The 23755-nt window shown below is 62.1% G+C and carries 21 protein-coding genes; 3 read left to right on the top strand and 18 right to left on the bottom strand.

Going from position 1 to position 23755, the window contains the following annotated elements; genetic code table 11:
- Positions 1-394 precede the first annotated feature (394 nt).
- The 3 genes from ACWHXP_RS23160 to ACWHXP_RS23150 form a co-directional block, all read right to left on the bottom strand.
- Positions 395-748 (bottom strand): DUF2185 domain-containing protein, encoded by a 354-nt coding sequence (locus ACWHXP_RS23160; RefSeq protein WP_134137034.1) that lies wholly within the window; start codon positions 746-748, stop codon positions 395-397.
- Positions 749-799: 51 nt separating this feature from the next.
- A complete protein-coding gene (locus ACWHXP_RS23155; RefSeq protein ID WP_489634954.1) occupies positions 800-1087 on the bottom strand; it encodes a hypothetical protein in 288 nt (95 codons plus the stop codon).
- A 103-nt stretch (positions 1088-1190) separates the two neighbouring features.
- Positions 1191-1595, bottom strand: a complete 405-nt coding sequence (locus ACWHXP_RS23150; RefSeq protein WP_489634955.1) for a hypothetical protein — start codon at positions 1593-1595, stop codon at positions 1191-1193.
- On the opposite strand from ACWHXP_RS23150, the gene ACWHXP_RS23145 reads away from it, so the two are divergent.
- Positions 1586-2035, top strand: a complete 450-nt coding sequence (locus ACWHXP_RS23145) for a hypothetical protein (RefSeq protein WP_489634956.1) — start codon at positions 1586-1588, stop codon at positions 2033-2035. The two genes, ACWHXP_RS23150 and ACWHXP_RS23145, sit on opposite strands and share 10 nt — an antisense overlap.
- On the opposite strand, the gene ACWHXP_RS23140 is transcribed toward ACWHXP_RS23145, so the two are convergent.
- Together ACWHXP_RS23140 and metH are read right to left on the bottom strand one after the other, a co-directional pair.
- Positions 2023-2307, bottom strand: coding sequence for a WGR domain-containing protein (locus tag ACWHXP_RS23140; protein WP_034336458.1), 285 nt, complete (start codon positions 2305-2307; stop codon positions 2023-2025). The genes ACWHXP_RS23145 and ACWHXP_RS23140 overlap by 13 nt on opposite strands.
- 133 nt (positions 2308-2440) lie before the next feature.
- Entirely contained in the window at positions 2441-6184 is a 3744-nt protein-coding gene (gene metH, locus ACWHXP_RS23135; RefSeq protein ID WP_489634957.1) for a methionine synthase, read from the bottom strand.
- A gap of 200 nt (positions 6185-6384) precedes the next feature.
- Here metH and ACWHXP_RS23130 point away from each other — a divergent pair, with 200 nt between their 5' ends.
- Positions 6385-6984: a phosphorylase family protein gene (locus ACWHXP_RS23130; protein WP_489623981.1), complete on the top strand. Its 600-nt coding sequence runs from the start codon at positions 6385-6387 to the stop codon at positions 6982-6984.
- Between the two features lie 86 nt (positions 6985-7070).
- Here the strand turns inward: ACWHXP_RS23130 and fmt are convergent, their stop codons facing one another.
- The 7 genes from fmt to hemE all read right to left on the bottom strand — a co-directional run bounded on the left by fmt (position 7071) and on the right by hemE (position 16497).
- Complete coding sequence (gene fmt, locus ACWHXP_RS23125; RefSeq protein ID WP_489623982.1) at positions 7071-8024, bottom strand: methionyl-tRNA formyltransferase; 954 nt, start codon at positions 8022-8024, stop codon at positions 7071-7073.
- 32 nt (positions 8025-8056) lie between these two features.
- On the bottom strand, positions 8057-8863 hold the full coding sequence (locus ACWHXP_RS23120; protein WP_134223616.1) for an SDR family oxidoreductase: 807 nt from the start codon (positions 8861-8863) through the stop codon (positions 8057-8059).
- Positions 8864-8963: 100 nt separating this feature from the next.
- The gene (locus ACWHXP_RS23115; protein ID WP_039783539.1) at positions 8964-9671 is read right to left on the bottom strand and encodes a thiol:disulfide interchange protein DsbA/DsbL; all 708 of its coding nucleotides are present in this window, start codon (positions 9669-9671) and stop codon (positions 8964-8966) included.
- 107 nt (positions 9672-9778) lie between these two features.
- On the bottom strand, positions 9779-10447 hold the full coding sequence (locus tag ACWHXP_RS23110; RefSeq protein WP_489634958.1) for an SPOR domain-containing protein: 669 nt from the start codon (positions 10445-10447) through the stop codon (positions 9779-9781).
- A 21-nt stretch (positions 10448-10468) separates the two neighbouring features.
- The gene (argS, locus tag ACWHXP_RS23105) at positions 10469-12202 is read right to left on the bottom strand and encodes an arginine--tRNA ligase (protein WP_134137043.1); all 1734 of its coding nucleotides are present in this window, start codon (positions 12200-12202) and stop codon (positions 10469-10471) included.
- 296 nt (positions 12203-12498) lie between these two features.
- Positions 12499-14682: a primosomal protein N' gene (locus tag ACWHXP_RS23100; protein WP_489634959.1), complete on the bottom strand. Its 2184-nt coding sequence runs from the start codon at positions 14680-14682 to the stop codon at positions 12499-12501.
- Between the two features lie 717 nt (positions 14683-15399).
- Positions 15400-16497, bottom strand: coding sequence for a uroporphyrinogen decarboxylase (gene hemE / locus ACWHXP_RS23095; RefSeq protein ID WP_489634960.1), 1098 nt, complete (start codon positions 16495-16497; stop codon positions 15400-15402).
- Between the two features lie 224 nt (positions 16498-16721).
- Between hemE and ACWHXP_RS23090 the strand changes: the two genes are divergently transcribed.
- On the top strand, positions 16722-17519 hold the full coding sequence (locus ACWHXP_RS23090; protein WP_489634961.1) for a transporter substrate-binding domain-containing protein: 798 nt from the start codon (positions 16722-16724) through the stop codon (positions 17517-17519).
- A 32-nt stretch (positions 17520-17551) separates the two neighbouring features.
- Here ACWHXP_RS23090 and ACWHXP_RS23085 read toward each other — a convergent pair whose 3' ends face one another.
- The 6 genes from ACWHXP_RS23085 to atpA form a co-directional block, all read right to left on the bottom strand.
- The gene (locus tag ACWHXP_RS23085; RefSeq protein WP_034330975.1) at positions 17552-18364 is read right to left on the bottom strand and encodes a polyphosphate kinase 2 family protein; all 813 of its coding nucleotides are present in this window, start codon (positions 18362-18364) and stop codon (positions 17552-17554) included.
- A gap of 52 nt (positions 18365-18416) precedes the next feature.
- Positions 18417-18884 carry a CoA-binding protein gene (locus tag ACWHXP_RS23080; RefSeq protein WP_489634962.1) on the bottom strand — a complete coding sequence of 156 codons (468 nt, stop codon included), beginning with the start codon at positions 18882-18884 and terminating at the stop codon, positions 18417-18419.
- Between the two features lie 384 nt (positions 18885-19268).
- Positions 19269-19691, bottom strand: a complete 423-nt coding sequence (locus ACWHXP_RS23075; RefSeq protein WP_008332978.1) for a F0F1 ATP synthase subunit epsilon — start codon at positions 19689-19691, stop codon at positions 19269-19271.
- Positions 19692-19812: 121 nt separating this feature from the next.
- Positions 19813-21213: a F0F1 ATP synthase subunit beta gene (gene atpD / locus ACWHXP_RS23070; RefSeq protein ID WP_008332979.1), complete on the bottom strand. Its 1401-nt coding sequence runs from the start codon at positions 21211-21213 to the stop codon at positions 19813-19815.
- A 57-nt stretch (positions 21214-21270) separates the two neighbouring features.
- The gene (gene atpG, locus ACWHXP_RS23065) at positions 21271-22143 is read right to left on the bottom strand and encodes a F0F1 ATP synthase subunit gamma (protein WP_034330979.1); all 873 of its coding nucleotides are present in this window, start codon (positions 22141-22143) and stop codon (positions 21271-21273) included.
- Between the two features lie 30 nt (positions 22144-22173).
- Positions 22174-23715, bottom strand: coding sequence for a F0F1 ATP synthase subunit alpha (gene atpA, locus ACWHXP_RS23060; protein ID WP_034330981.1), 1542 nt, complete (start codon positions 23713-23715; stop codon positions 22174-22176).
- Positions 23716-23755: the final 40 nt, after the last annotated feature.

Genomic DNA, 23755 nt, shown 5'->3' with positions numbered 1-23755 from the left:
GCGCTCCAATTCCTCACCATTCGCCGATTTCCATTTTCTGTCATTCTCGAAGATCAAGGTCCGGAGGTCGCGTGAGGGAGACAATCTCTGGTGCACGTTATCAGGGCTGCCGCCAAATTTCCCTTGTGCACTTTCTGCCTAACTTCCCTTGAGCAAGGTCCAATCAAATCCATCGGCATGGGAAGTGGAAAGCCCACACACCATGAGAAAAGTCGCGAGATGGCGAACGGATCGTTGAGTCAGCACTGGATAAAATTTTAGCTGGCTATTGGTTGGGGCAAGCAGAATATACAGCCACTGAAGCATGATGCAATTTGAGAAGCCACCTCACGTTCTTTCCTTGTATTTTCGTCGTCCGCTTTTGGCCGAATAATATCCCTCACTGTTACGCACGTCATTCCAACGGTTCTTCATAGGGAACCTGAATCAGCTTTCCAGAAGAAATACGTGCGAACGCTGTACGTGGGGGCGAATCAAGAAACGCCACAATATCCGGAGAATAGTTGGCGATGGTGTTCACGTCATAAATTTCGTGATTGGTGCTGTCATCCATATATTCCTGGGTCTCGTCACCCGCCATGAAACACCACCCGCTATCGCCCGGGCGTGAGGTCTCCTCACGGACCATATATCCCACTGGCTTGCCGTCGACAGTGATCCTGTCTGTAGCAATGCATCCTCCTCTGCCAGTTGCGAGAGGCTTGATTTGATCAGCCGTCAGTGCGAACTTCTTTTTTTGTCTATTCATGATTAGCGTCATGGGGTTCAGGGATGTCTGTCTCTGGCCGAGCGCAGACTTTCAGTCCTGTTTCTCTCTGGTCCAAGGTACGCCTTTTCCAGAACGCCAAGCGCACCAGCCTGACGGCAACGAAGCCAGCTCCTGAACGGAAAAATCGATTGCGACGATGCTTTCAAGGCTAACCAGCATAGCATCATCAACAGACAGACCGCCGTCGACATTCGGGAGGAATTGCCAAGTACCGTCATCTGCATCGTGCGAGACGTAAGTCACAGGATGTGAGCCTTCGACAATACATCGAAGTGTAATGACGGCCACGTTTGGAGGGTCCGCAAACAACCAGGACATAACGGCAACTCCTTGTTATTAATTTGCACGCGCGTCCAACCGAAAGCATTTTATAGTTGCTCTCATGCCATAACCTGCCTCAGCCAATTGCTGACATGATGGCCTAACGAATCTGTCCCGATGTCCTTCGGATCAATATCTGCTCATCACTTAAATGCACGCCGCCTAGCAAGGGCATTCCAACCAGCGCCGCTGAAAACCAATCCTGCATCCCTGCGTTCATCACAACAATACCGATAAAAGCACCAAGGATACCAAGGCCAAATCCCGCGCCGAATTTGTACGGGTGCTGAGAAATCGTACAAACTGCGAGGATCCAGAACTGCAATAACGCCCACGCACCCGCTAAAGCACCGATAGCGCTCATCGGTCGGCCTTCTGCCAATTGATTAACGGATCCCCCGACAATATAAAGAAGTCCGCAAATAAACAAAAGAGACGTCGGACCACCCAAAGCTACTGCTTCGATAAAAAGAAAAGAGCGATTTTCTGTGACGCATGGATTCACCTTCCGGACTTCACAAGCTCACATGCAACGATTTCCATGTGCCCCGCTACCAACTCGATACACCCGAAATCACCTTCGAGCGTGAGCCGATGGGGAGCAAACTGTATCGCTTCAATCTCACCCAGGCTTGGGCTGCCGTCGGCAGTGCAACGGCCTGCATTGAGCGCGATTGGATGAAATCTCATCTGCACATCGACATCATGCAGGGCGATGGCGTCGATCCGAACTCTCCGGTCGTCCACAGTAAGGACTTCAAGGCCGGCATACGTCTTCTCTTGCGCCCACTCAATGGAGAGGAGCTCACCCTCCAACAGGTCATGCATGTTCATGCGACACTCCTGAATATCGGCCTGCCAGACACCCGCACACAAAAAAGCCGCCCGGGCCAGCAAGGCGCGAACGGCAATCAAGAACGAAGACGACGGCCTCAGCCCACGTGATAAAGATGCACCGGCCGAAACCCCAGGCGCTCCTTGTGCCGCGCAATCTTCTGCAGCATCCGCAAGCCTTCCTCATGCCCGGCCACCACTACCCGGCGCACGGCGCTGCGGCCTTCGATGCCGTCCCAGGCTTGCGTGAGCACCCAGTCCCCCAGGAGATCCTGCACCAAGTCCACCGTAAAGATGGCGCGCGTCTTGCCGTCGGTGAAGTGCAGGCGCGTGGCCACGGTCACGGGCAGTGCATGGGTGACGTGGTCAGCGGAATCGATCATGGCAAAAGCAGGGCTACGGAACGGCGGGCGTGGATGATAGCAGGACGGCGACGGAATACAAGAACCAGCGGCAAAAGTCCGGAAATGAAACTAACCGTCCGGCATCAGGCCGGACGGCGATTCCGTAAATCATTTACAGGTTCGGCGCCAGCCAGCGCTCCACCTCTTCCTTGGGCACATGGCGGCGCTCTGCCATATCCACGACCTGGTCTTCGCCGATCTTGCCGACCACGAAGTACTTCGACTGCGGATGCGCGAAGTAGAAGCCCGACACCGAGGCGCCGGGGAACATGGCGTAAGACTCGGTCAACTGCATGCCGATCTCGTCGCACTGCATGACACGGAAAGCCTCAGCCTTGACGGTGTGCTCCGGGCAAGCCGGATAGCCGGGGGCGGGACGGATGCCGAGATATTTTTCCTTGATGAGATCGGTGCTGCTCAGGTTCTCATCAGCGGCATAGCCCCACAGGTCCTTGCGCACGCGCTCATGCAGGTATTCGGCAAAGGCTTCGGCCAGGCGGTCGGCCAGGGCCTTGAGCATGATCGACGAGTAATCGTCGTGGGCATCCTCGAAGCGCTTTTCGTATTTCTCGATCCCCAGGCCAGCGGTCACGGCAAACATGCCGATGTAATCCTGCACGCCCGATGCCTTGGGCGCGATGAAGTCCGACAGGCACTGGTTGGGACGCGCCACGCCATCCACCACCGGCTTCTCGGTCTGCTGGCGCAGGCCGTAATAGGTGAAGGCGACCTGGCTGCGGCTGTCGTCGGTGTAGATCTCGATGTCGTCGTCATTGACGGTGTTGGCCGGCAAGAGCGAGATGACGCCATTGGCGGTGAGCCAGCGGCCATCGATAATCTTCTTCAGCATGGCCTGGGCTTCCTGGAAGACCTTGGTCGCCGCTTCGCCCACGACTTCATCGGTGAGGATCGCAGGATAAGGACCGGCCAGGTCCCAGGTCTGGAAGAACGGACCCCAGTCGATGTAGTTGGCCAGCAAACCCAGGTCCACATTCTTGAACAGGCGGCGGCCGATGAACTTGGGCTTGACCGGTGCGAATTCCAGCTTGGTCTTGTTGGCGCGGGCCGCTGCCAGCGACAGCATGGGCGCGGCCTTCTTGCCGGCGTGCTGTTCGCGGATGCGTTCGTAGTCGGCGTTGAGGTCGGCCACGTACTGCGTCTTCTGCTCGTCGGCCAGCAGCGACTGCGCCACCGACACGGCGCGCGAGGCGTCGGGCACGTAGACCACCGGGCCTTCGTAATTGGGGGCGATCTTGACGGCCGTGTGGGCGCGCGAGGTCGTGGCGCCGCCGATCATCAGCGGCATCTTGAGACCCGCGAAATACGGATCGCGCTGCATTTCCTTGGCGACGTAGGCCATCTCTTCCAGCGACGGGGTGATCAGGCCGGAGAGGCCGATGATGTCGGCCTTCTCTTCCTTGGCCTTGGCCAGGATCTCGGCGCAGGGCACCATCACGCCCATGTTGACGACCTCGAAGTTGTTGCACTGGAGGACGACGGTGACGATGTTCTTGCCGATGTCGTGCACGTCGCCCTTGACGGTGGCAATGACGATCTTGCCCTTGGGCTTGGCGACTTCACCGGTGGCGATTTCGAGCTGGCGCTTCTCTTCTTCGATGAAGGGGATCAGGTGCGCCACGGCCTGCTTCATCACGCGTGCCGACTTGACCACCTGCGGCAGGAACATCTTGCCCTGGCCGAACAGGTCACCGACCACGTTCATGCCATCCATCAGCGGACCTTCGATCACGTGGATGGGACGGCCGCCATCGGCGGCGACCTGCTGGCGCACCTCTTCGGTGTCTTCCACGATCCACTGCGTGATGCCGTGCACCAGCGCATGCGAGAGGCGCTTGGCCACCGGCAGGTTGCGCCATTCCAGGGTGGCTTCTTCCTTCTTGTCGCCAGCCTTCAAGGTGGCGGCGTATTCGATCATGCGCTCGGTGGCGTCTTCGCGGCGGTTCAGGACCACGTCTTCCACGCGCTCGCGCAGCTCGGCCGGCAGGTCGTCATAGACGCCGATCATGCCGGCATTGACGATGCCCATGGTCATGCCGGCCTTGATGGCGTGATACAGGAACACGGTATGGATCGCTTCGCGCGCCGGGTCGTTGCCGCGGAAGCTGAAGGACACGTTGGAAACACCACCGCTGATCTTGGCGTAGGGCAGGTTCTGGTGGATCCAGCGGGTGGCTTCGATGAAGTCGACCGCGTAGTTGTTGTGTTCCTCGATGCCGGTGGCGACCGCAAAGATGTTGGGGTCGAAGATGATGTCTTCGGGCGGGAAGTCCAGCTTGTCCACCAGCAGGCGATAGGCGCGTTCGCAGATCTCGATCTTGCGGGCGAAGGTATCGGCCTGGCCCACTTCGTCGAAGGCCATGACGATGACGGCCGCACCATAGCGGCGGCACAGCTTGGCTTCGCGCAGGAATTTCTCCTCGCCTTCCTTCATCGAGATGGAGTTGACGATGGACTTGCCCTGCACGCACTTCAGGCCCGCTTCGATGACTTCCCATTTGGAGGAGTCGATCATGATGGGCACGCGCGCGATGTCCGGCTCGGAGGCGATCAGGTTGAGGAAGCGCGTCATGGCGGCGACCGAATCGAGCATCGCCTCATCCATGTTGATGTCGATGATCTGCGCGCCGTTCTCGACCTGCTGGCGGGCCACTGCCAGGGCCTCGTCGTACTGCTCGTTCAGGATCAGGCGGGCGAAGGCCTTGGAACCGGTGACGTTGGTGCGCTCGCCGACGTTCACGTAGAGCGACTGATCATTGATGGTGAAGGGCTCCAGGCCCGACAGGCGCATCTCGTGCGTGGGCTCGGGCAGCTTGCGCGGGGCGATGGTGGCCACCGTCTCGGCAATGGCCTTGATGTGCGGCGGCGTGGTGCCGCAGCAGCCACCGGCGACGTTGACGAAACCGCTCTCGGCGAATTCCTTCAACAGGGCCGAGGTGACGTCCGGGGTTTCATCGAAGCCGGTATCGCTCATCGGATTGGGCAGACCGGCGTTGGGATAGATGCAGACGTAGGTGTCGGCGATCTTGGACAGCTCTTCCGCATAGGGGCGCATCAGGGCTGCACCGAGGGCGCAGTTCAGGCCGACCGTCAGCGGGCGCGCATGGCGGATGGAGTTCCAGAAGGCCGTCACGGTCTGGCCCGACAGGATGCGGCCGGAGGCATCGGTGACGGTGCCCGAGATCATGATGGGCAGGCGCTTGCCGCTCTCTTCGAAGAAAGTATCAATGGCGAACAAAGCCGCCTTGCAGTTGAGCGTGTCGAAGATGGTCTCGACCAGCAGCACGTCGGCACCGCCTTCGACCAGCGCACGGGTCTGCTCCAGGTAGGCCGCTACCAGTTGATCGAAGGTGACGTTGCGCGCGGCCGGGTCGTTGACGTCTGGCGAGATGGAGGCCGTCTTGGGCGTGGGGCCGAGGGCACCGGCCACGAAGCGCGGCTTGTCCGGGGTCGAGTACTTGTCGCAGGCCGCACGGGCCAGGCGCGCCGATTCCACGTTCATCTCGTAGACCAGGTGCGCCATGTGGTAATCGTCCTGGGCCACGCTGGTGGCGCCGAAGGTATTGGTCTCGATCAGGTCGGCACCGGCAGCCAGGTATTGCTCGTGGATTTCCTGGATAATGTGCGGCTGGGTCAGCGAGAGCAGTTCATTGTTGCCCTTGACGAACAGGTCCTTGCCGGGAACGCTGAAGTCGGCGAAGCGCTGGCCGCGATAATCCTCTTCGGTCAGCTTGTAGCGCTGGATCATGGTGCCCATCGCACCATCGAGGATGAGGATGCGCTGCGACATCAGGTCGCGCAGCAGCAATTCGGTCTGGCACAGTTCGTTCGGCTTCATCTGGCGTTTTTCTCTGGTAACGGCAACAATGCGAGGCCTGATCCCGCACGCGAGCGCGCTGCGGATAAAAAAACCGGCCAGAAAAGAGCCGGTTCGTCAGGCAAAAAGTGAACCCGATTATACGCCAAAGCACCCTCCCCCCGCCTTCCGGCAGGCTTTGCGGGCGGGGCTTGGTTGCAGAATGTTAACTATTTACATCCATGCCCGATCACCCGCCCATCCTCATTCTGACCGCCCTGGAAAATGAACTCGATGCCGCCGCCGCCCCGGCGGGGGTGCAGGTGGTCTATTGCGGCGTGGGCAAGGTCAATGCCGCCCTGCATGCGACCCAGGCCATCCTGACCCGTCGCCCGCGCGCGCTCATCAATTTCGGCACGGCAGGGAAGATCGATCCGGGGCACGACGGGCTGCTCGAAGTGGCGGCCGTCATCCAGCGCGACATGGCGGCCATGCCGCTGGCACCGCGCGGGGTGACGCCATTGATGAACCAGGAGCAACAGCCGGCGCGCCTGGAGTCCGGCTATCCCGGCGTGCTGTGCGGCACCGGCGACAGCTTCGTGACGGCAGCCGACGACTGGCTGCTGGAACAGAAGGTCGATCTGGTGGATATGGAATTGTTTGCCATCGCCCGCGTGTGCCGGCACTTTGGCTTGCCGTGGCGGGCTTTCAAGTTCATCACCGATGGCGCCGATGACGATGCGGCCGATGACTGGCAGGCGCGCGTGCATCTGGGCGAGGAACTGTTCTGGCGGCATCTGCCGCTGGTGCTCAGGCAGTTCGAGGAAGAACAGGCGCGTTGATTCGCGCAGGCATTCAGGCGCGACGGGAGGACTTAGTTCGCGCCTGAACCAAAGTCCTCATGCCTGCCAGAAGGTGGTCGCAGCGCTCAGGCGAAGCGGCCGCCTTCCAGCGGGAATCCCTTCAGGAATTCTGCCGCCGGCAGGCGCTTGCCGCCCGGCTTCTGCAGTTCCGTCAGCAGCAATGCGCCTTCACCGCAAGCCACCACGATGCCGGCCTGGGCATCGGCCGACAGTACCTGTCCCGGCTCGCCCTGCTGCGCCACCTTGACCGGACGCGCCTGCCACAGCTTGACCACGGTATCGCCGAAGCGGCCCGTTGCGCCGGGGAAGGGATTGAAGGCGCGGATGCGGCGAGCCAGTTGCTCGGCACTCTGGGTGAAGTCGAGCGCGGCCTCTTCCTTGGCGATCTTGGCGGCGTAGTTGGCGCCCTCTTCCGGCTGCGGCGTGGCCGGCAACGTGCCCTGTTCCAGCCTCGCAATTGCTTCCACGATCATCTTGCCGCCCAGCGCGGCCAGCTTGTCATGCAGGGTGCCGGTGGTGTCGTCTTCGGCAATGGGGACGCTTTCGATGAGCATCATGGGGCCGGTATCGAGGCCCTCTTCCATCTGCATGATGGTGATGCCGGTCTCGGCGTCACCGGCCTCGATGGCGCGATGGATGGGGGCGGCACCGCGCCAGCGCGGCAGCAGCGAGCCGTGGATGTTGATGCAGCCCAGGCGCGGGATGTCGAGCACGCTGCGCGGCAGGATCAGGCCATAGGCAGCCACCACCATCACGTCATGCGGGGTCGATTGCAGCAGGGCGTGGGCTTCCTGGGCCACGTCCGGATACTTGCCGTTCAGGCGCAGGGAGACAGGCTGCGCCACGGGCGTGCCGTGCTTGATCGCGCACTGCTTCACGGGCGAGGCCTGCAGCTGCATGCCGCGTCCGGCGGGGCGGTCGGGCTGGGTCAGCACCAGCGTGATCTCGTGACCGGCAGCGTACAGCGCTTCGAGCGCGACGGCGGCGAATTCCGGCGTGCCGGCAAAAATGATCTTCATGAAAAACTCCAGGGGCGGCCGCAGCCGCCAGATTACAGATTGCGTTTCTTGTGGGGCGCGCGGGCGAAGGCGATATCGTACAGCCAGTTCGGCAGCAGCCGCAGCAGCTTGGCCACCACTCCCATCTGCCACGGGATGACGCGATAGCTCACGCCCTCGGCGATGCTCTCGACGGCACGCTCGGCAAAGCGCTCCACGGGCATCAGGAAGGGCATCGGATAGGTGTTCACGCGGGTCATCGGGGTATCGATGTAGCCCGGCGCAATGGTCACGACCTTGATGCCCGAAGAGCGCAGCTCCACCCGCAGCGATTCGCAATAGCTGATGACGGCCGACTTGGAAGCGCTGTAGGCCCCCGCCCCCGGCAAGCCGCGAATGCCGGCCACGCTGCCGATGCCGACCAGGCGGCAGCGATTGCGCTGCGCGGGCGGCGCGGCCTTCATGCGGGCCACGAAGGGCGTGAAGGTAGCAAAGGTGGCCGTGACGTTGACGGCCAGGATGCGTTCGAAGGCCGGCAGGTCTTCCTGGTATTCGGTCAGCGTGCCTTGCGAGATGCCGGCGTTGGCAATGACCACGTCAGCCCCGCCGAATTCGGCCAGGAAGGCTTCGGCTGCGGCCGCCAGGGCCGTGTGGTCAGTCACGTCAAGGGCATAGACGCGATGCCGCTCCGGATGCGGCAGGCTGGCGCGCAGGGCTTCCAGCTCGGCCGTGCGGCGCGCGACCAGGCCGAGGATGGCACCACGGCGGGCGTAGGCTTGCGCCAGGGCCATGCCGATACCGCTGGAGGCGCCGGTCAGGAACACGCGTTCCTGGGCTGCAACGACGAGAGGGTTGGCCATGCCTGCTCCTGATGTGAGTTGAAGGTTTAGGTAATTTCTGCTGCCCAAATGACAACGGTCCGCGGCCTTGCGGACGCGGACCGTGTGGAACGGGTGAAGCTTATTTCTTTTTCGCGGGGGTGCTGCCAGCGGCCTTTTCAGCAGCCACCTTGGCCACCAGGTGATCCATCACCTGCAGGGCGGCGGCTTGCTGCATCGATTCCGGCTGGTTGGCCAGGGCCACGCCGACCACGGCCGGCGAAGTCACGTAACGGCCATCGATGGCGATCATGGGCACGCCGTCGACCTTGTAGGCTTCCTGCAGCTGGGCCGCGCGGCGGGCCTTGGTCTGCACGCCAAAGGAATTGTACAGGTCGAGGAATTTCTGCTTGTCCAGGCCGATCTTCTCGATGTAGGCCAGGATGGTCTTGTCGGTGTTGATGCGCTGGTTTTCCACGTGGATGGCCTGGAAGATCTTGGGGGTCAGCTCATCGGCACGGCCCATGGCTTCCAGCGTGTAGTAGAGCTTCTGCTGCGGCACGAAGCTGTCGCGGAAGGCCACCGGCACCTTCTTGAAGCTGATCTTGTCGCCCTGCTTCTTGACCCACGCCGTCAGCGACGGATCCCAGGCCGCGCAGTGCGGGCAGTCGAACCAGAAAAATTCGGTGACTTCGACCTTGTTGCCGGAGTCGGTCGGCTGGGCCTGCTCCAGCACACGGTAGTCGCTGCCCACTTGCGGATTGGCCGGCGAGGCCGAAGCGCCAACGCTGGCGGTGAAAGCCAGTACGCCGAAGCTGACCGCAGCTAGCAGCTTTTGATGGAAACGCATGGTATTACCCTCTCTGATGGATAGTCGGCGGAATCGGCCTGGGGCCGTTCCAAGCCCGTCGTGCCGGTCGGTTATCCCCTGCCGCCGGCATCCACGGTGCGATCTGTTTATTTGGGGATGCGCACGATGGCGGCATCGACCCCGTTATCGGACAGCTTGCTGCGCGTGCGGTTCATCGACTCCGCATGCTCGAAGGGACCGATACGCACGCGGTAAAGCACGCCACTGTCTGCCGTGCGCTCGGTGACCTTGGCCTCGAAGCCCAGCAGGGCCAGCTTGGCGCGGGCACTTTCGGCATCGGCCTGGTCGCGGAAGGCACCAGTCTGCAGGAAGTAAGTCCACTTGTCGTCGTTGGTGTCGTTCTTGGCGGCCGGGCTCGCAGGCGTGTTGGCCGAGGGCTTGGCGTCAGCGGTCTTGCTGTCGGACTTGGACGGTGCCGGCGTGGCCGGGCTGGCCTGCGGTGTCGGCGCTACCGGCGGCACCGGCTGCGCAGCAGCGGTATTGGGCGGCACCGGCGTCTGCGACTGCTGCTGGTCGCGCGCTGCTTCGCGGGCGATGTCGCGGTTGCCGTAGAGCGGACGGTTGGGATCGGCCGCCTGGGCCGGTGTCGGGTCGGCGCGCTCGGGGCGCGTCACCTTGTTGACGAAGGGGATGGGCGACTTGGTGATCATCAGTGCCACACCCACGGCGATCCCAAGGCCGACGATCAAACCCAGGATCAGGCCGAGCAGCGTACCGCCGGCCTGCTTGTGATATTTCGCGTTCAACGGTTTCACGTTTCTCTTTAGCTGCTTGTTTTACATTCTGGCCGGAGCCGATACGCCCAACAATGCCAGGCCGTTGCGCAGCACCTGGCGGGTGGCGGACAACAGCGCCAGGCGTGCAGACCTGGTTGGGACATCGTCGACCAGCACGCGTTCCGCATTGTAGTAGCTATGCAGTTCGCCTGCCAGATCGCGCAGGTAGAAGGCCACCTGGTGCGGTCCCAGTTCCTGCAGGGCATGGGCCAGCATGTCCGGATACTCGGCCAGCTTGGCCAGCAGCGACGCTTCGCGCGGGGCGGTCAGCAGCGACAGGTCGGCCGTGGTCTTGAGCGCTTCTTCATCCACGCCCGACTTGCCAAGCACGGTGCAGATGCGGGCATGCGCGTACTGGACGTAGTAGACCGGGTTTTCATCGGACTGCGCCAGGGCCAGGTCGACGTCGAAGACGAACTCGGTATCGGCCTTGCGCGAGATCAGGAAGAAGCGCACCGCATCGCGGCCGCGCGTGAGATCACGTTCCTGGCCCTCGACCGCTTCGCCGGCCGACCATTCGATCAGGTCGCGCAGGGTGACGTAGGAACCGGCGCGCTTGGAGATCTTGACCTCTTCGCCATTGCGCATGACGGTGACCATCTTGTGCAGCACGTAGTCGGGATAGCCCTGCGGGATGCCCACGCCGGCAGCCTGCAGGCCGGCGCGCACGCGGGCGATGGTGCCGTGGTGGTCGCTGCCCTGGATGTTGATGACCTTGCCGTAGCCGCGTTGCCACTTGTTGATGTGGTAGGCCACGTCCGGCACGAAGTAGGTGTAGGTGCCGTCGGTCTTCTTCATGACGCGATCCTTGTCGTCGCCATAGTCGGTGGTGCGCAGCCAGAGCGCGCCATCCTGCTCGTAGGTCTTGCCGGCGGCAATGAGCGCCTCCACGGCGGCGGCCACCTTGCCGTCGGCGTAGAGCGAGGACTCCAGGTAGTAATTGTCGAACTTCACGCCGAAGGCCTGCAGGTCCAGGTCCTGCTCGTGGCGCAGGTAGGCCACGGCGAAGCGGCGGATCGATTCCATGTCTTCCACATCGCCGCTGCCGGTGACGGGTTCGCCATCGCTGGCCGAGACGGTTTTCTTGTCGAGGAAGTCGCGGGCGATGTCGGCGATGTAGTCGCCGTTGTAGGCCGACTCGGGCCATTCGGCGTCACCCGGCTTGAAGCCGCGCGCACGCGCCTGCACCGAGGTGGCCAGCGTGGCGATCTGCACGCCGGCATCGTTGTAGTAGAACTCGCGCAGCACGTCATAGCCCTGGGCTTCCAGCAGCGAGGACAGCGCATCACCCAGCGCGCCCTGGCGGCCATGGCCCACGTGCAGCGGACCGGTCGGGTTGGCCGAGACGAACTCGACCAGCACCTTCTTGCCAGCGCCCAGGCTGCCACGGCCGAAAGCCTCGCCCTGTTCGTGGATCACCTTGACCACCGCCTGCTTGGCGGCAGCCGCCACGCGCAGGTTGATGAAGCCGGGGCCGGCGATCTCGACCGACTCCACCAGGCCTTCACGCGCCGGGTCGGCCATGACGGCGGCCACGATGGCTTGCGCCAGTTCGCGCGGGTTCTTCTTGAGCGGCTTGGCCAGCTGCATGGCGATGTTGCAGGCGATGTCGCCGTGCGAGGCATCGCGCGGACGCTCCAGGGTGATGGTCGGGGTCAGGCCGCTATCAGCCAGCAGCGGCTGCAAGGCGGACGAGAACAGGTCGGAGATGCGTTGTTTCTGTTGTGCGAGCATGGGAATGAGGGGTAAAGCGGAAGCGGCCGAGGCGCTGGTCTGGCAGGCTGCGCCGCGCGGAGGGATCGCTTGCAATTGGTTGAGCAGCCGAGATTATACCGGCTAGGCGCACCATGTTGGCTGCCCGAGCAAGCAGCTTGCACACAGGCAAGCTCTCTGTTCCATAAAGATGGCGCAATCACAACAAAGCACGCAGCCTCGCTTGCCGGCGCTTGGACGCGCTTAGGTCAATTTTGCAACAAACTTCACCCGGCATTTCACGATGCGCCGGGGGCCCGCCTGCGGCCGGGCTGCCTTCATATATCGACCGGATCGACCTCAAGCGACCAGCGCACCCGCGTCTTCAGTTGCCGCAACTTGGCCAGCCAGTGCTTGAGGAAGCCTTGCAGCGCCGGGCGTGATGGACATTCGATGAGCAACTGCGCCCGCTCCACGTTGGCCACCCGCATCATGGTCATGGGGATCGGTTCGTTGATGGTGATGGCGGGGGCGTCCAACAGGGCGGCAGCCTCCTTCAGGAAAGCCATGGCCGTATCCAGCTCGCGCGCCTCCGCGCGCAGCAGGGCCTGGTACATGAAGGGCGGGAAATGGGCCTGGCGGCGCTCGTCCAGCAGGTCGCCGGCAAAGCCGTCGTAGTCATGGCGCATCACGGCCTGGTACAGCGGGTGATGCGGATAGCGGGTCTGGATCAGCACCTCGCCCGAGCTGCCATCGGCGGACAGCCCGGCCCGTCCGGCGCGGCCGGCCACCTGCATGAGCTGGGCAAAGAGCCGTTCGCTGGCGCGGTAGTCGTGCGAAAACAGCGCCGTATCGGGATTGAGCACGCCCACCAGCGTGAGCTTTTTGAAATCGTGTCCCTTGGCCACCATCTGGGTGCCGACCAGGATATCCACCTCGCCCCGGTGCACGCTGTCGAAGGCGCTCTGGGCCGAACCCTTCAGGCGGGTCGAATCGGCATCGATGCGCAACACGCGCGCGCCGGGGAAAATCGCCCCCAATCCCTCCTCCACCCGCTGGGTACCGCGCCCCAACGGCTGCAGATCGACGTTGCCGCAGGTCGGGCAGGCGCGCGGGATGGCCAGTTCCAGGCTGCAATGGTGGCAGCGCAGGCGGCGCTCGGGCCGGTGCACCACCATGAAGGCATCGCAGCGCATGCAGTTGCTGATCCAGCCGCAGGCATCGCAGGCCAGTACCGGCGCATAGCCGCGGCGGTTCAGGAACAGCAGAGACTGTTCGCCCTGCTCCAGGCGCTTGCGCACGGCGGCGATCAGGCCGGCGGTGAGGCCATCGACGGGCTTGTCGCGCTCCATGTCGATCACCTTGACGGTGGGCAGCACCGCCTGCTGAGCTGCGCGCTGGCGCAATTCCAGGCGGCGGTAGCGGCCGGCCTGGGCGTGGTGCCAGGTTTCCAGCGAGGGCGTGGCCGAGCCCAGCACCACCGGAATGCCGAGCTGGTGCGCGCGCCACACCGCCAGGTCGCGCGCGGAATAGCGCAGGCCTTCCTGCTGCTTGTAGGAGGGATCGTGTTCCTCGTCGATGACGATGAGCTTCAGGGATGGCAGCGAAGACAGGATCGCCAGCCGCGTGCCCAGCACGATGTGGGCCTGGCCCAGGTGCGCGGCCAGCCAGTTGCGGGCGCGCTCGCCCTCGGCCAGTCCGCTGTGCAGCGCCACCACGTTCAGGTGCGGGAAGCGCGCGCGGATGTTGCCTTCCAGTTGCGGGGTCAGGTTGATTTCGGGCACCAGCACCAGGATCTGCGCGGGGGCCGGCGCGGGCTGGCCGGGGTCGGCCGTCTGGGTCTGCTGTTCCTTGTTGCCCTGTGCCGCCTCATCGGCTGCGCGGCGCAGGATGGCGGCGGCGGCTTGCAGGTAGACCTCGGTCTTGCCGCTGCCGGTGACGCCGTACAGCAGCAACGGCGCGAATCCCGTGGCACCGGCGATGGCGTCCACGGCCTGCTGCTGGGCCGGGTTCAGGGGCGGTGCCTCACCCAGCTCGAGCGGATCGGGTGCAGCCTGCAGGCCGGGTTCTGCTGCTTCGGCGGTGATCGCTTCAGCCTCGGCGCGGGTCTTGCGGCGCGCCTTGGTCTTCTTGGGCGCGACCAGACGGCCCAGGGCCTTGAGCGCCTTGTCCAGCGCCACGGTGGTCAGGGCGCGCAGGTTCTTGGGCAGCCCCGGCAGCATCACCTCGCCCAGCGGGCGCTGGTAGTAGTCGGCAGCGAAGCCGCACAGTGCCAGCCAGTGCGCCGACATGGGCGGCAACTGGTGGCGCACGGCAATGACGTCCTTGATCTTGTTGGCCTGCAAGTCGGTCTGATCCGCATGGCCAACGACCACACCCACGGCTTCGCGGCGGCCGAACGGCACCACCACCAGTTGGCCGATGGCCGGCATGGGCTCCTCCGGCGTGTTCGGCTGCCAGCGGTAATCGAAGACGGTATGCAGGGGCGTATCGAGCGCCACCTGGAGCAGGCGTTGTTCCACGAACTTAAAGTCAATCCTGAAAAACCGGGCTAAGCCCCGGTTTCATCGTCATTTTTGGACCTATCCACATACGCTGTGGATAACTTTGGGGACAAGTGCCACTTGACATCGCCCCGCGCAGGCTGGCTGCGGCTTGCGATGCGTTGCCCAAATCGAGGGCAAAAAATTAAGCCAATGAAATCAATGACTTGCATCCGAGGCTTCAAGCACGAAAAATATTTTTGCATGGAAGCTTTGCGCATGGCGCTGGTGCTTCCTGTGTGCATAAGTCTGCACCAAGGGGCAATGTGCCCAGCGTTTGTCAAGTCCTGACCGACAGAATTTTGTCGGCTTTGGCCGGCAGGCCGTTATCTCACTGTCCTACAAACTTAAAGTAAACCTTCAAAGATTTCGATAAGCAGCGGTTTTGTAAACGCTTTTGGGTCTTATGCACAGCGTCTGTGGATAACTTTGTGGGCAACTGCCTATTGACAAGCTCGCAAGCCACGGCCAGTGCATGTTTCAGCAAAAATGTCTCTGCAAGCCAAAAAATTAAACCCAATAAAATCAATGGGTTACACAAGAGCCCTCTGCGCAATCCTTCATATTCAAATAAATTTGATTCTCAGTCAAAAATTCTGCCTGTATGTGCATAAGTCCCTCGCCAGTGGCACGAATGTGCATATGGACTTGGCAAACTGCACAAATACGAAAAGATAACGACAGATACGCGCACGTTCAACCGCGCAGCGAGCGGCTGATCTCGTGCACGGCCTGCGCAAGGGTCGCCACCGCTTCCGGCGGGGTGTGCTGGGAGATGCCGTGGCCCAGGTTGAAGACATGCCCGCTACCGGCGCCGGGGCGTCCGAAGGACTCCAGCAGCTTGCGCACTTCGGCGCGGATGGCGTCGTCACCGGCAAAGAGCACGTTGGGATCGAGGTTGCCCTGCAGGGCTACCTTGTCGCCCACGCGGCGGCGGGCTTCGCCCAGGTTGACGGTCCAGTCCAGGCCGACGGCATCGGCGCCGATGGCGGCGATCTGCTCCAGCCACAGGCCACCGCCCTTGGTGAAGACGATCACCGGGATCTGCTGGCCATCCTGCTGGCGCTGCAGCTGGCTGACCACCTGCTGCATGTAGGCCAGCGAGAATTGCTGGTAGATGCCATCGGCCAGTGCGCCACCCCAGGTATCGAAGATCATCACGGCCTGCGCACCAGCGGCGATCTGCGCGTTCAGGTAGGCGGCCACGGCATCGGCATTGGTCTTGAGGATGTGGTGCATCAGGTCCGGGCGGCGATAGAGCAGGCTCTTGACCAGGCGGAAATCATCCGAGCCGCCGCCTTCGACCATGTAGCAGGCCAGGGTCCAGGGGCTGCCGGAGAAGCCGATCAGGGGCACGCGGCCATCGAGTTCGCGGCGGATCTGGGTGACGGCCTTGAAGACGTAGTCCAGCTTGCCCAGATCGGGGGCCTGCAGGGCCTGGATGGCCGCCTCGTCGCGCAAGGGGCGCTCGAACTTGGGACCTTCGCCATCCGCGAAATACAGGTCCAGGCCCATGGCGTCCGGCACGGTGAGGATGTCCGAAAAGAGAATGGCGGCGTCCAGCGGATAGCGTTCCAGCGGCTGCAGGGTGACTTCAGTGGCGTAGTCGGGATTGGTGGCCAGCCCCATGAAGGAACCGGCACGGGCGCGCGTGGCGCGGTATTCCGGCAGGTAGCGGCCGGCCTGGCGCATCAGCCACAGCGGCGTGTAGTCGGTGGGCTGGCGCAGCAGCGCACGCAGGAAGGTATCGTTTTTGAGCGGAGCGAAGGTGGACATGGAAGAAGAGGAGGACATGGTCGGCCTGCAATGCGGTCTGACGACAATCCGGCATTATCTCATCCTCCGCGCATGGCTTCCGGCTAATTGTCGCTATCAGCGTGCGCTGATATTGATGCAGGTCGTGGCGCGCGGTTTTGCTATGATCCGATGGCTGTCGCCAGCCGGTCCTTCCAATGAACAAGAAGCGGACCGAATTCAATGCCAACGTTCCTGTCCATCATCATCCACGAGGAGCTTCCATGAAGTCCATCATCCGCACCGCCCTGCTCGCAGGCCTGGCCACCCTGTCGCTTTGCCTGACGCTGTCGGCGGCCCGTGCCGACGACGCCCTCCCTGCCTCACGCCTGGACCAGGTCATCAAGGCCGGCAAGCTGCGCATCTGCATGACCGGGGACTACAAGCCCTTCACCTACTATCGCCCCGACCAGACCTTCGAAGGCATGGACGTGGAACTCGGCCAAGCGCTGGCCAAGTCGCTGGGCGTGGAGGCGCAGTTCGTCAAGACCACCTGGAGCACCTTGATGAATGACTTCATCGCCCAGTGCGACGTGGCCATGGGCGGTGTCTCGATCACCCTCGATCGCGCCCGCCGGGCGGCCTTCTCCGAGGCTGTCATGGTGGATGGAAAAGCGCCCATCATCCGCTGTGCCGACAAGGACAAGTTCCGCAACTTCGACATGATCGACCAGCCCGGCACGCGCGCCATCGTCAACCCGGGCGGCACCAACGAGCGCTTTGCCAAGGCCCGCTACAAGAATGCGACCCTGCTCCAGCATCCGGACAACGTCACCATCTTCCAGCAGATCATCGATGGCAAGGCCGACGTCATGGTCACCGATGCCAGCGAGACCCTGTGGCAATCCAAGCTGCATCCGGAACTGTGCCCGGTGCAGCCTGACCAGCCGCTGCAGTTCGCCGAGAAGGCTTACCTGCTGCCGCGCGGCGATGTCGCCTTCAAGGCCTATGTCGATACCTGGTTGCACCTGGCCAAGGCGACCGGCGAATACCAGCGCATCTTCGACAAGTGGCTGAAGTGATCAAGTAAGCGCCGGTTGACTCGTGCCCGGCCTCAGTCGAACTTGAGATCCTTGAGTTCGGGCTTGGGGTCGGGGAAGCGCAGCTTGAGCTTCTGCAGCGTCTCCAGGACCACATTGGCCACCAGCAGGTTGCGGTGGGTCTTGGAGTCGGCCGGCACCACATACCAGGGCGCATGCAGGGTGCTGGTCTGGCGCAGCACCTCCTGGTAGCGCTGCTGGTAGGCATCCCAGAACTTGCGTTCGGCCAGGTCTTGCGGATCGAATTTCCAGTGCTTGTTGGGATCATCGATGCGCGATTGCAGGCGTGATTTCTGCTCGGCCTTGGAAATGTGCAGGAAGAATTTCAACACCACCGTTCCGGTTTCCCACAGCATGCGTTCGAAGTCGTTGATCTGGCGATAGCGGCGCTTGCACTCCTTGTCGTCGATCCAGTCGTGCACGCGGGTGATGAGCACATCCTCGTAATGGCTGCGGTTGAAGACGGCAATCTCCCCCGCCACCGGTACCTGCGCATGCACGCGCCAAAGGTAGTCGTGCGCCAGTTCGATGGCCGTAGGCCCCTTGAAGTTGGCGATGCGGATGCCTTGCGGATTGACGGCCGCAAAGACGTCATTGACGGTGCCATCCTTGCCGCTGGTATCCATGCCCTGCAGGATCACCAGCACCTTGTGCTTGTGGCCGGCGTAGAGCATCTGCTGCTGCAGGCCGATCTCGGCTGCCAGGCGCTGCACGGTGGCGCGGTCGGTTTCCTTGTCGCCGCTGGAGAGCGGCTTGGTGGAGGCTTCACTTTCCTTCAGGACGAACTTGGGATGGACAATGAATTGCGGGCCGATTTTCTTTGCCATGCTGTCTCGCTTTTTTCGTTATAAATCATTTCAGGTTGGGACCGGTGACGTCTTACAACACGCCGTGGGATTGGCCCATGGCGTGCTCGATCTTGATGCACTTGTCCATGACTACCTTCAGCCCGGCGGCACGGGCGCGCGCCGCCGCTTCTTCGTGGACGATGTCGAGTTGCATCCAGACGCATTCCGCGCCGATCGCAATGGCCTCCTCCACCACCGGCGGGATGTCGGCCGACTTGCGGAAGCAATCGACGATGGAGATGCGCAAGCCATCACTGGCCAGGGCCGCGCTGGCGTCCTGCAGGCTGGCGTGGCAGTACTCACCGAGAATGGTCTGGCCAGCGTACATGGGATTGACGGCCACGATGCGATAGCCCGCGGACTGCATGTAGGCCGCCACGTCGAAACTGGCGCGCTCGGGGCGATTGGAGAGACCGACCACGGCAATGATGGGCTTGCCGTGCTGGTGCGGGCTGGCCGTGGAAGGGGATGCGGAAGATGCGGGTGCAGCTGGCGACATGAGGGCTCCTGTCCGGCTGGATTGAAAGGGGCGAATGGTATAAATGATTTGGATGGACGCAAATGGTTCTGTCCTTCACCATCCGGGCACTTTACCCGAGGATGGCAATGCCCGCAGTGCCATTGGACGCGGCATTGGGGAAGGTTTGAAGCAGATTGTTCCTAAGTGCCCGAAACCGGCAGGCTTGGTCAGCTCAGCAATGACTGTGAGCTCGTGAGGAGGGGACAAAGGAAAGCGGAAAGCGAAAAGCAGGTCTGAGCGTACCGAGCGCGCATGAAAAAAGGCAGCCGAAGCTGCCTTTTCACGTACTGAATTACTGCGGTAAACCTGTGCTGCTGTGCTGCCGGGCCGGGCGTGCTTCGCAAGGAAGAACGCCGCTGCCGATCAGCGCTTCTGACGCAACTTCTGGATCGCGGCCAGCTGTGCCACGGCGGCGGCCAGTTCGGCCTGGGCTGCGGCGTGGTCGATCTTGGAGTCACGGTTGACCAGCGCTTCCTCGGCCAGACGCTTGGCTTCGGCGGCCTTGGCTTCGTCCAGGTCGGCACCACGGATGGCGGTGTCGGCCAGCACGGTCACGGCGTCGGGCTGCACTTCCAGCAGACCGCCGGCCACGAACACGAATTCCTCGTGTGCCTGGCCCGCGACCTTGATACGGACAGCACCTGGCTTGATGCGCGTGATCAGCGGGGTGTGACGGGGATAGATACCCAGTTCACCCGCTTCGCCCGGCAACGCGACGAATTCTGCCTCGCCGGAGAAGATTTCCTCTTCCGCCGAGACCACGTCCACGTGAATAGTATGTGCCATGTCGTTTCCTAGTCGATGGACCGCTCCTGCGAACAGGAGCGGCGCCAATGAATCAATGTGTACTTACCTGCCGCCACCGGCCCGGGTTACGCACCCGCTGCCTGCGACGGCATGGCCAGTCTTAGTTGATCTTCTTGGCCTTTTCGATTGCTTCGTCGATGGTACCGACCATGTAGAACGCTTGTTCCGGCAGGTGGTCCAGTTCGCCGCTGGCGATCATCTTGAAGCCCTTGATCGTGTCCTTCAGCGAAACGTACTTGCCCGGGGAACCGGTGAACACTTCGGCGACGTGGAAGGGCTGCGACAGGAAACGTTGCATCTTGCGAGCACGGGCGACGATCAGCTTGTCTTCCGGTGCCAGTTCGTCCATGCCCAGAATCGCGATGATGTCGCGCAGTTCCTTGTAGCGCTGCAGGGTACCCTGGACCGCACGGGCGGTCTCGTAGTGTTCCTGGCCGACCACTTGCGGGTCCAGCTGGCGCGAGGTCGAGTCCAGCGGATCGACGGCGGGGTAGATACCCAGCGAGGCGATGTCACGCGACAGAACGACGGTCGAGTCCAAGTGGGCGAAGGTGGTTGCCGGCGACGGGTCGGTCAAGTCATCCGCAGGGACGTACACGGCCTGGATCGAGGTGATCGAGCCAGTCTTGGTCGAGGTGATACGCTCTTGCAGGCGGCCCATTTCTTCGGCCAGCGTCGGCTGGTAGCCCACGGCCGAAGGCATACGGCCCAGCAGCGCGGACACTTCGGTACCGGCCAGGGTGTAACGGTAGATGTTGTCGACGAAGAACAGCACGTCCTTGCCTTCATCACGGAAACCTTCCGCGATGGTCAGGCCGGTCAGCGCCACGCGCAGACGGTTGCCCGGCGGTTCGTTCATCTGGCCGTAGACCATGGCGACCTTGGAGTTGGTCGGGTTTTCCAGGTCCACCACCTTGGCTTCTGCCATTTCGTGGTAGAAGTCGTTACCTTCACGGGTACGCTCACCAACACCGGCGAACACGGACAGACCGCTGTGCGCCTTGGCGATGTTGTTGATCAGTTCCATCATGTTCACGGTCTTGCCCACACCGGCGCCACCGAACAGACCAACCTTGCCACCCTTGGCGAACGGGCAAACCAGGTCAATAACCTTGATGCCGGTTTCCAGCAGCTCTTGCGAGGGCGACAGTTCGTCGTACGCGGGAGCCTTGCGGTGGATCGAAGCGGTTTGCTCGTGCGAGACCGGACCGCATTCGTCGATCGGGTTCCCCAGCACGTCCATGATGCGACCCAGGGTCGCGGTACCGACGGGCACGGTGATCGGCTTGCCGGTGTTCGAGATGGTCAGGCCGCGGCGCAGACCGTCCGACGAACCGAGCGCAATGGTACGAACCACGCCGTCGCCCAGCTGCTGCTGGACTTCCAGGGTCAGATCCGAACCTTCCAATTTCAAGGCATCGTAAACCTTGGGCATCGCATCGCGCGGAAACTCCACGTCCACCACAGCGCCGATACACTGAACGATTTTGCCATCAGCCATTTTCGTTCCTTCAATAGATAAAATTTAAATTCTGTTTCGCTACGCTACGCCAGCTGATCAGCCGACCGCAGCCGCACCGGCGACGATTTCCGACAGCTCTTTGGTAATGGCGGCCTGGCGAGTCTTGTTGTAGACCAACTTCAACTCACCGATCACGCTACCTGCGTTGTCGCTGGCGGCCTTCATCGCGACCATGCGCGCCGATTGCTCGGAGGCCATGTTCTCGGCGACGGCTTGATAGATCAGCGCTTCGACGTAACGCACCAGCAGTTCGTCCACCACGGATTGCACATCGGGCTCATAGATGTAGTCCCAGGAGTGCGCACCCTCGTCAGCCTTGAGCTTGTCGCTGGTCAGCGGCAGCAGCTGCTGCAGGGTGGCTTCCTGCTTCATCGTGTTGATGAACTTGGTGTACACCAGGTACACCGCGTCCAGCTTGCCTTCCTGGTAAGCGTCGAGCAGCACCTTGACGGGGCCGATCAGCTTTTCCAGGTGCGGCGTATCACCCAGTTGCGTCACGTTGGCGGCCACACGGGCGCCGATGCGATTCAGAAAACCCAAACCCTTGTTGCCAATGGCGACGGTTTCGATGGCCTTGCCCTGGCCTTCCAGTTCACGGAACTTGTTGGTCAACAGACGCAGCGAGTTGGTGTTCATGCCGCCGCACAGACCCTTGTCGGTCGTGACGACGATGAAACCAACGCGCTTGGCCGTATCCTGCTGGACCATGAACGGGTGCACGTACTCCGGATTGGCCTGCGACAGGTTGGCCGCAATGTTGCGGATCTTGTCGCTGTACGGGCGGGCTGCGTGCATCCGGTCCTGCGCCTTGCGCATTTTGGATGCCGCGACCATTTCCATCGCCTTGGTGATCTTCTTCGTATTTTCTACGCTCTTGATCTTGCCACGTATCTCTTTACCTGTAGCCATGAGTAAGACTCCTTATAGCTTCAGTAAGAATTAGTACGCGCCGGATTTCTTGAAGTCAGCGATGGCGGCTGCCAGGGCTGCCTCAGCATCCTTATCCAGTTGCTTGGTGTCTTCGATCTTCTTCAGCAGGTCAGCGTGGCTGGTCTTCATGAAGTTGTGCAGACCCGACTCGAAGGCCAGGATCTTCTTCACTTCGACGTCGTCCATGTAGCCCTTGTTGACGGCGAACAGGGTGACAGCCATGATCGAGATCGATTGCGGGGTGTACTGAGCCTGCTTCAGCAGTTCGGTCACGCGCGCACCGCGGTCCAGCTGCTTGCGGGTGGCTTCGTCCAGGTCGGAAGCGAACTGCGCAAAGGCAGCCAGTTCACGGTACTGTGCCAGGTCGGTACGGATACCGCCGGACAGGCCCTTGATGACCTTGGTCTGGGCAGCGCCACCGACGCGCGACACCGAGATACCGGCGTTGATCGCAGGACGGATACCGGCGTTGAACAGCGAAGTTTCCAGGAAGATCTGGCCGTCGGTGATCGAGATCACGTTGGTCGGAACGAAGGCGGAAACGTCACCAGCCTGGGTTTCGATGATCGGCAGTGCGGTCAGGGAACCGGTCTGGCCCTTGACTTCGCCGTTGGTGAACTTCTCGACGTAGTCGGCGTTCACGCGGGCAGCACGTTCCAGCAGGCGGCTGTGCAGGTAGAACACGTCGCCAGGGTAAGCTTCACGGCCCGGCGGACGGCGCAGCAGCAGCGAGACCTGACGGTAAGCCACGGCTTGCTTGGACAGATCGTCATACACGATCAGGGCGTCCTGGCCGCGGTCGCGGAAGTATTCGCCCATGGCGCAACCCGAGTAGGCCGACACGTATTGCATCGCTGCCGATTCGGAGGCGGTTGCTGCCACGACGATGGTGTATTCCATCGCGCCGTGGGCTTCCAGTGCGCGCACCACGTTCTTGACCGACGAAGCCTTCTGGCCGATCGCAACGTAGATGCAGGTCATGTTCTGACCCTTTTGATTGATGATGGCGTCGATCGCAACAGCGGTCTTGCCGGTCTGGCGGTCACCAATGATCAGCTCGCGCTGGCCACGGCCGACAGGCACCATGGAGTCGATCGACTTCAGGCCGGTCTGCATCGGCTGCGACACGGACTGACGCGCGATCACGCCCGGGGCGATCTTTTCGATCGGGGCGGTCAGCTTGGCGTTGATCGGACCCTTGCCGTCGATCGGCTGGCCCAGTGCGTTGACCACACGGCCCTTCAGTTCAGGACCGATCGGCACTTCCAGGATGCGGCCGGTGCACTTGACCAGGTCGCCTTCAGAGATGTGTTCGTATTCGCCCAGGATAACGGCGCCCACCGAGTCACGCTCCAGGTTCAGCGCCAGGCCGAAGGTGTTGCCCGGGAATTCCAGCATCTCACCTTGCATCACGTCGGACAGACCATGGATACGGCAGATACCGTCGGACACGGAAATGACCGTGCCCTGATTGCGAATCTCAGCGGTATCGCCAAGGCCTTGGATCCGGCTCTTGATCAGCTCGCTGATTTCAGATGCGTTGAGTTGCATACTAACTCCTAAAAATTGTTCTTTCGCTTAGCCAGCCAGA

This window comes from Herbaspirillum sp. Her2 (genome assembly GCF_057961375.1).
This window is presented reverse-complemented; position numbering and strand designations above follow the sequence as displayed.

Coding starts and splice junctions, on each gene's coding strand:
- ACWHXP_RS23120 (WP_134223616.1), bottom strand. CDS start 8,863: ATGGCCAACCCTCTCGTCGTTGCAGCCCAGGAACGCGTGTTCCTGACC.
- metH (WP_489634957.1), bottom strand. CDS start 6,184: ATGAAGCCGAACGAACTGTGCCAGACCGAATTGCTGCTGCGCGACCTG.
- ACWHXP_RS23155 (WP_489634954.1), bottom strand. CDS start 1,087: ATGTCCTGGTTGTTTGCGGACCCTCCAAACGTGGCCGTCATTACACTT.
- ACWHXP_RS23090 (WP_489634961.1), top strand. CDS start 16,722: ATGAAGTCCATCATCCGCACCGCCCTGCTCGCAGGCCTGGCCACCCTG.
- ACWHXP_RS23140 (WP_034336458.1), bottom strand. CDS start 2,307: ATGATCGATTCCGCTGACCACGTCACCCATGCACTGCCCGTGACCGTG.
- hemE (WP_489634960.1), bottom strand. CDS start 16,497: ATGTCCTCCTCTTCTTCCATGTCCACCTTCGCTCCGCTCAAAAACGAT.
- ACWHXP_RS23145 (WP_489634956.1), top strand. CDS start 1,586: ATGGATTCACCTTCCGGACTTCACAAGCTCACATGCAACGATTTCCAT.
- argS (WP_134137043.1), bottom strand. CDS start 12,202: ATGCTCGCACAACAGAAACAACGCATCTCCGACCTGTTCTCGTCCGCC.
- ACWHXP_RS23130 (WP_489623981.1), top strand. CDS start 6,385: ATGCCCGATCACCCGCCCATCCTCATTCTGACCGCCCTGGAAAATGAA.
- atpD (WP_008332979.1), bottom strand. CDS start 21,213: ATGGCTGATGGCAAAATCGTTCAGTGTATCGGCGCTGTGGTGGACGTG.
- ACWHXP_RS23080 (WP_489634962.1), bottom strand. CDS start 18,884: ATGTCGCCAGCTGCACCCGCATCTTCCGCATCCCCTTCCACGGCCAGC.
- ACWHXP_RS23075 (WP_008332978.1), bottom strand. CDS start 19,691: ATGGCACATACTATTCACGTGGACGTGGTCTCGGCGGAAGAGGAAATC.
- atpG (WP_034330979.1), bottom strand. CDS start 22,143: ATGGCTACAGGTAAAGAGATACGTGGCAAGATCAAGAGCGTAGAAAAT.
- ACWHXP_RS23115 (WP_039783539.1), bottom strand. CDS start 9,671: ATGCGTTTCCATCAAAAGCTGCTAGCTGCGGTCAGCTTCGGCGTACTG.
- atpA (WP_034330981.1), bottom strand. CDS start 23,715: ATGCAACTCAACGCATCTGAAATCAGCGAGCTGATCAAGAGCCGGATC.
- ACWHXP_RS23160 (WP_134137034.1), bottom strand. CDS start 748: ATGAATAGACAAAAAAAGAAGTTCGCACTGACGGCTGATCAAATCAAG.
- fmt (WP_489623982.1), bottom strand. CDS start 8,024: ATGAAGATCATTTTTGCCGGCACGCCGGAATTCGCCGCCGTCGCGCTC.
- ACWHXP_RS23085 (WP_034330975.1), bottom strand. CDS start 18,364: ATGGCAAAGAAAATCGGCCCGCAATTCATTGTCCATCCCAAGTTCGTC.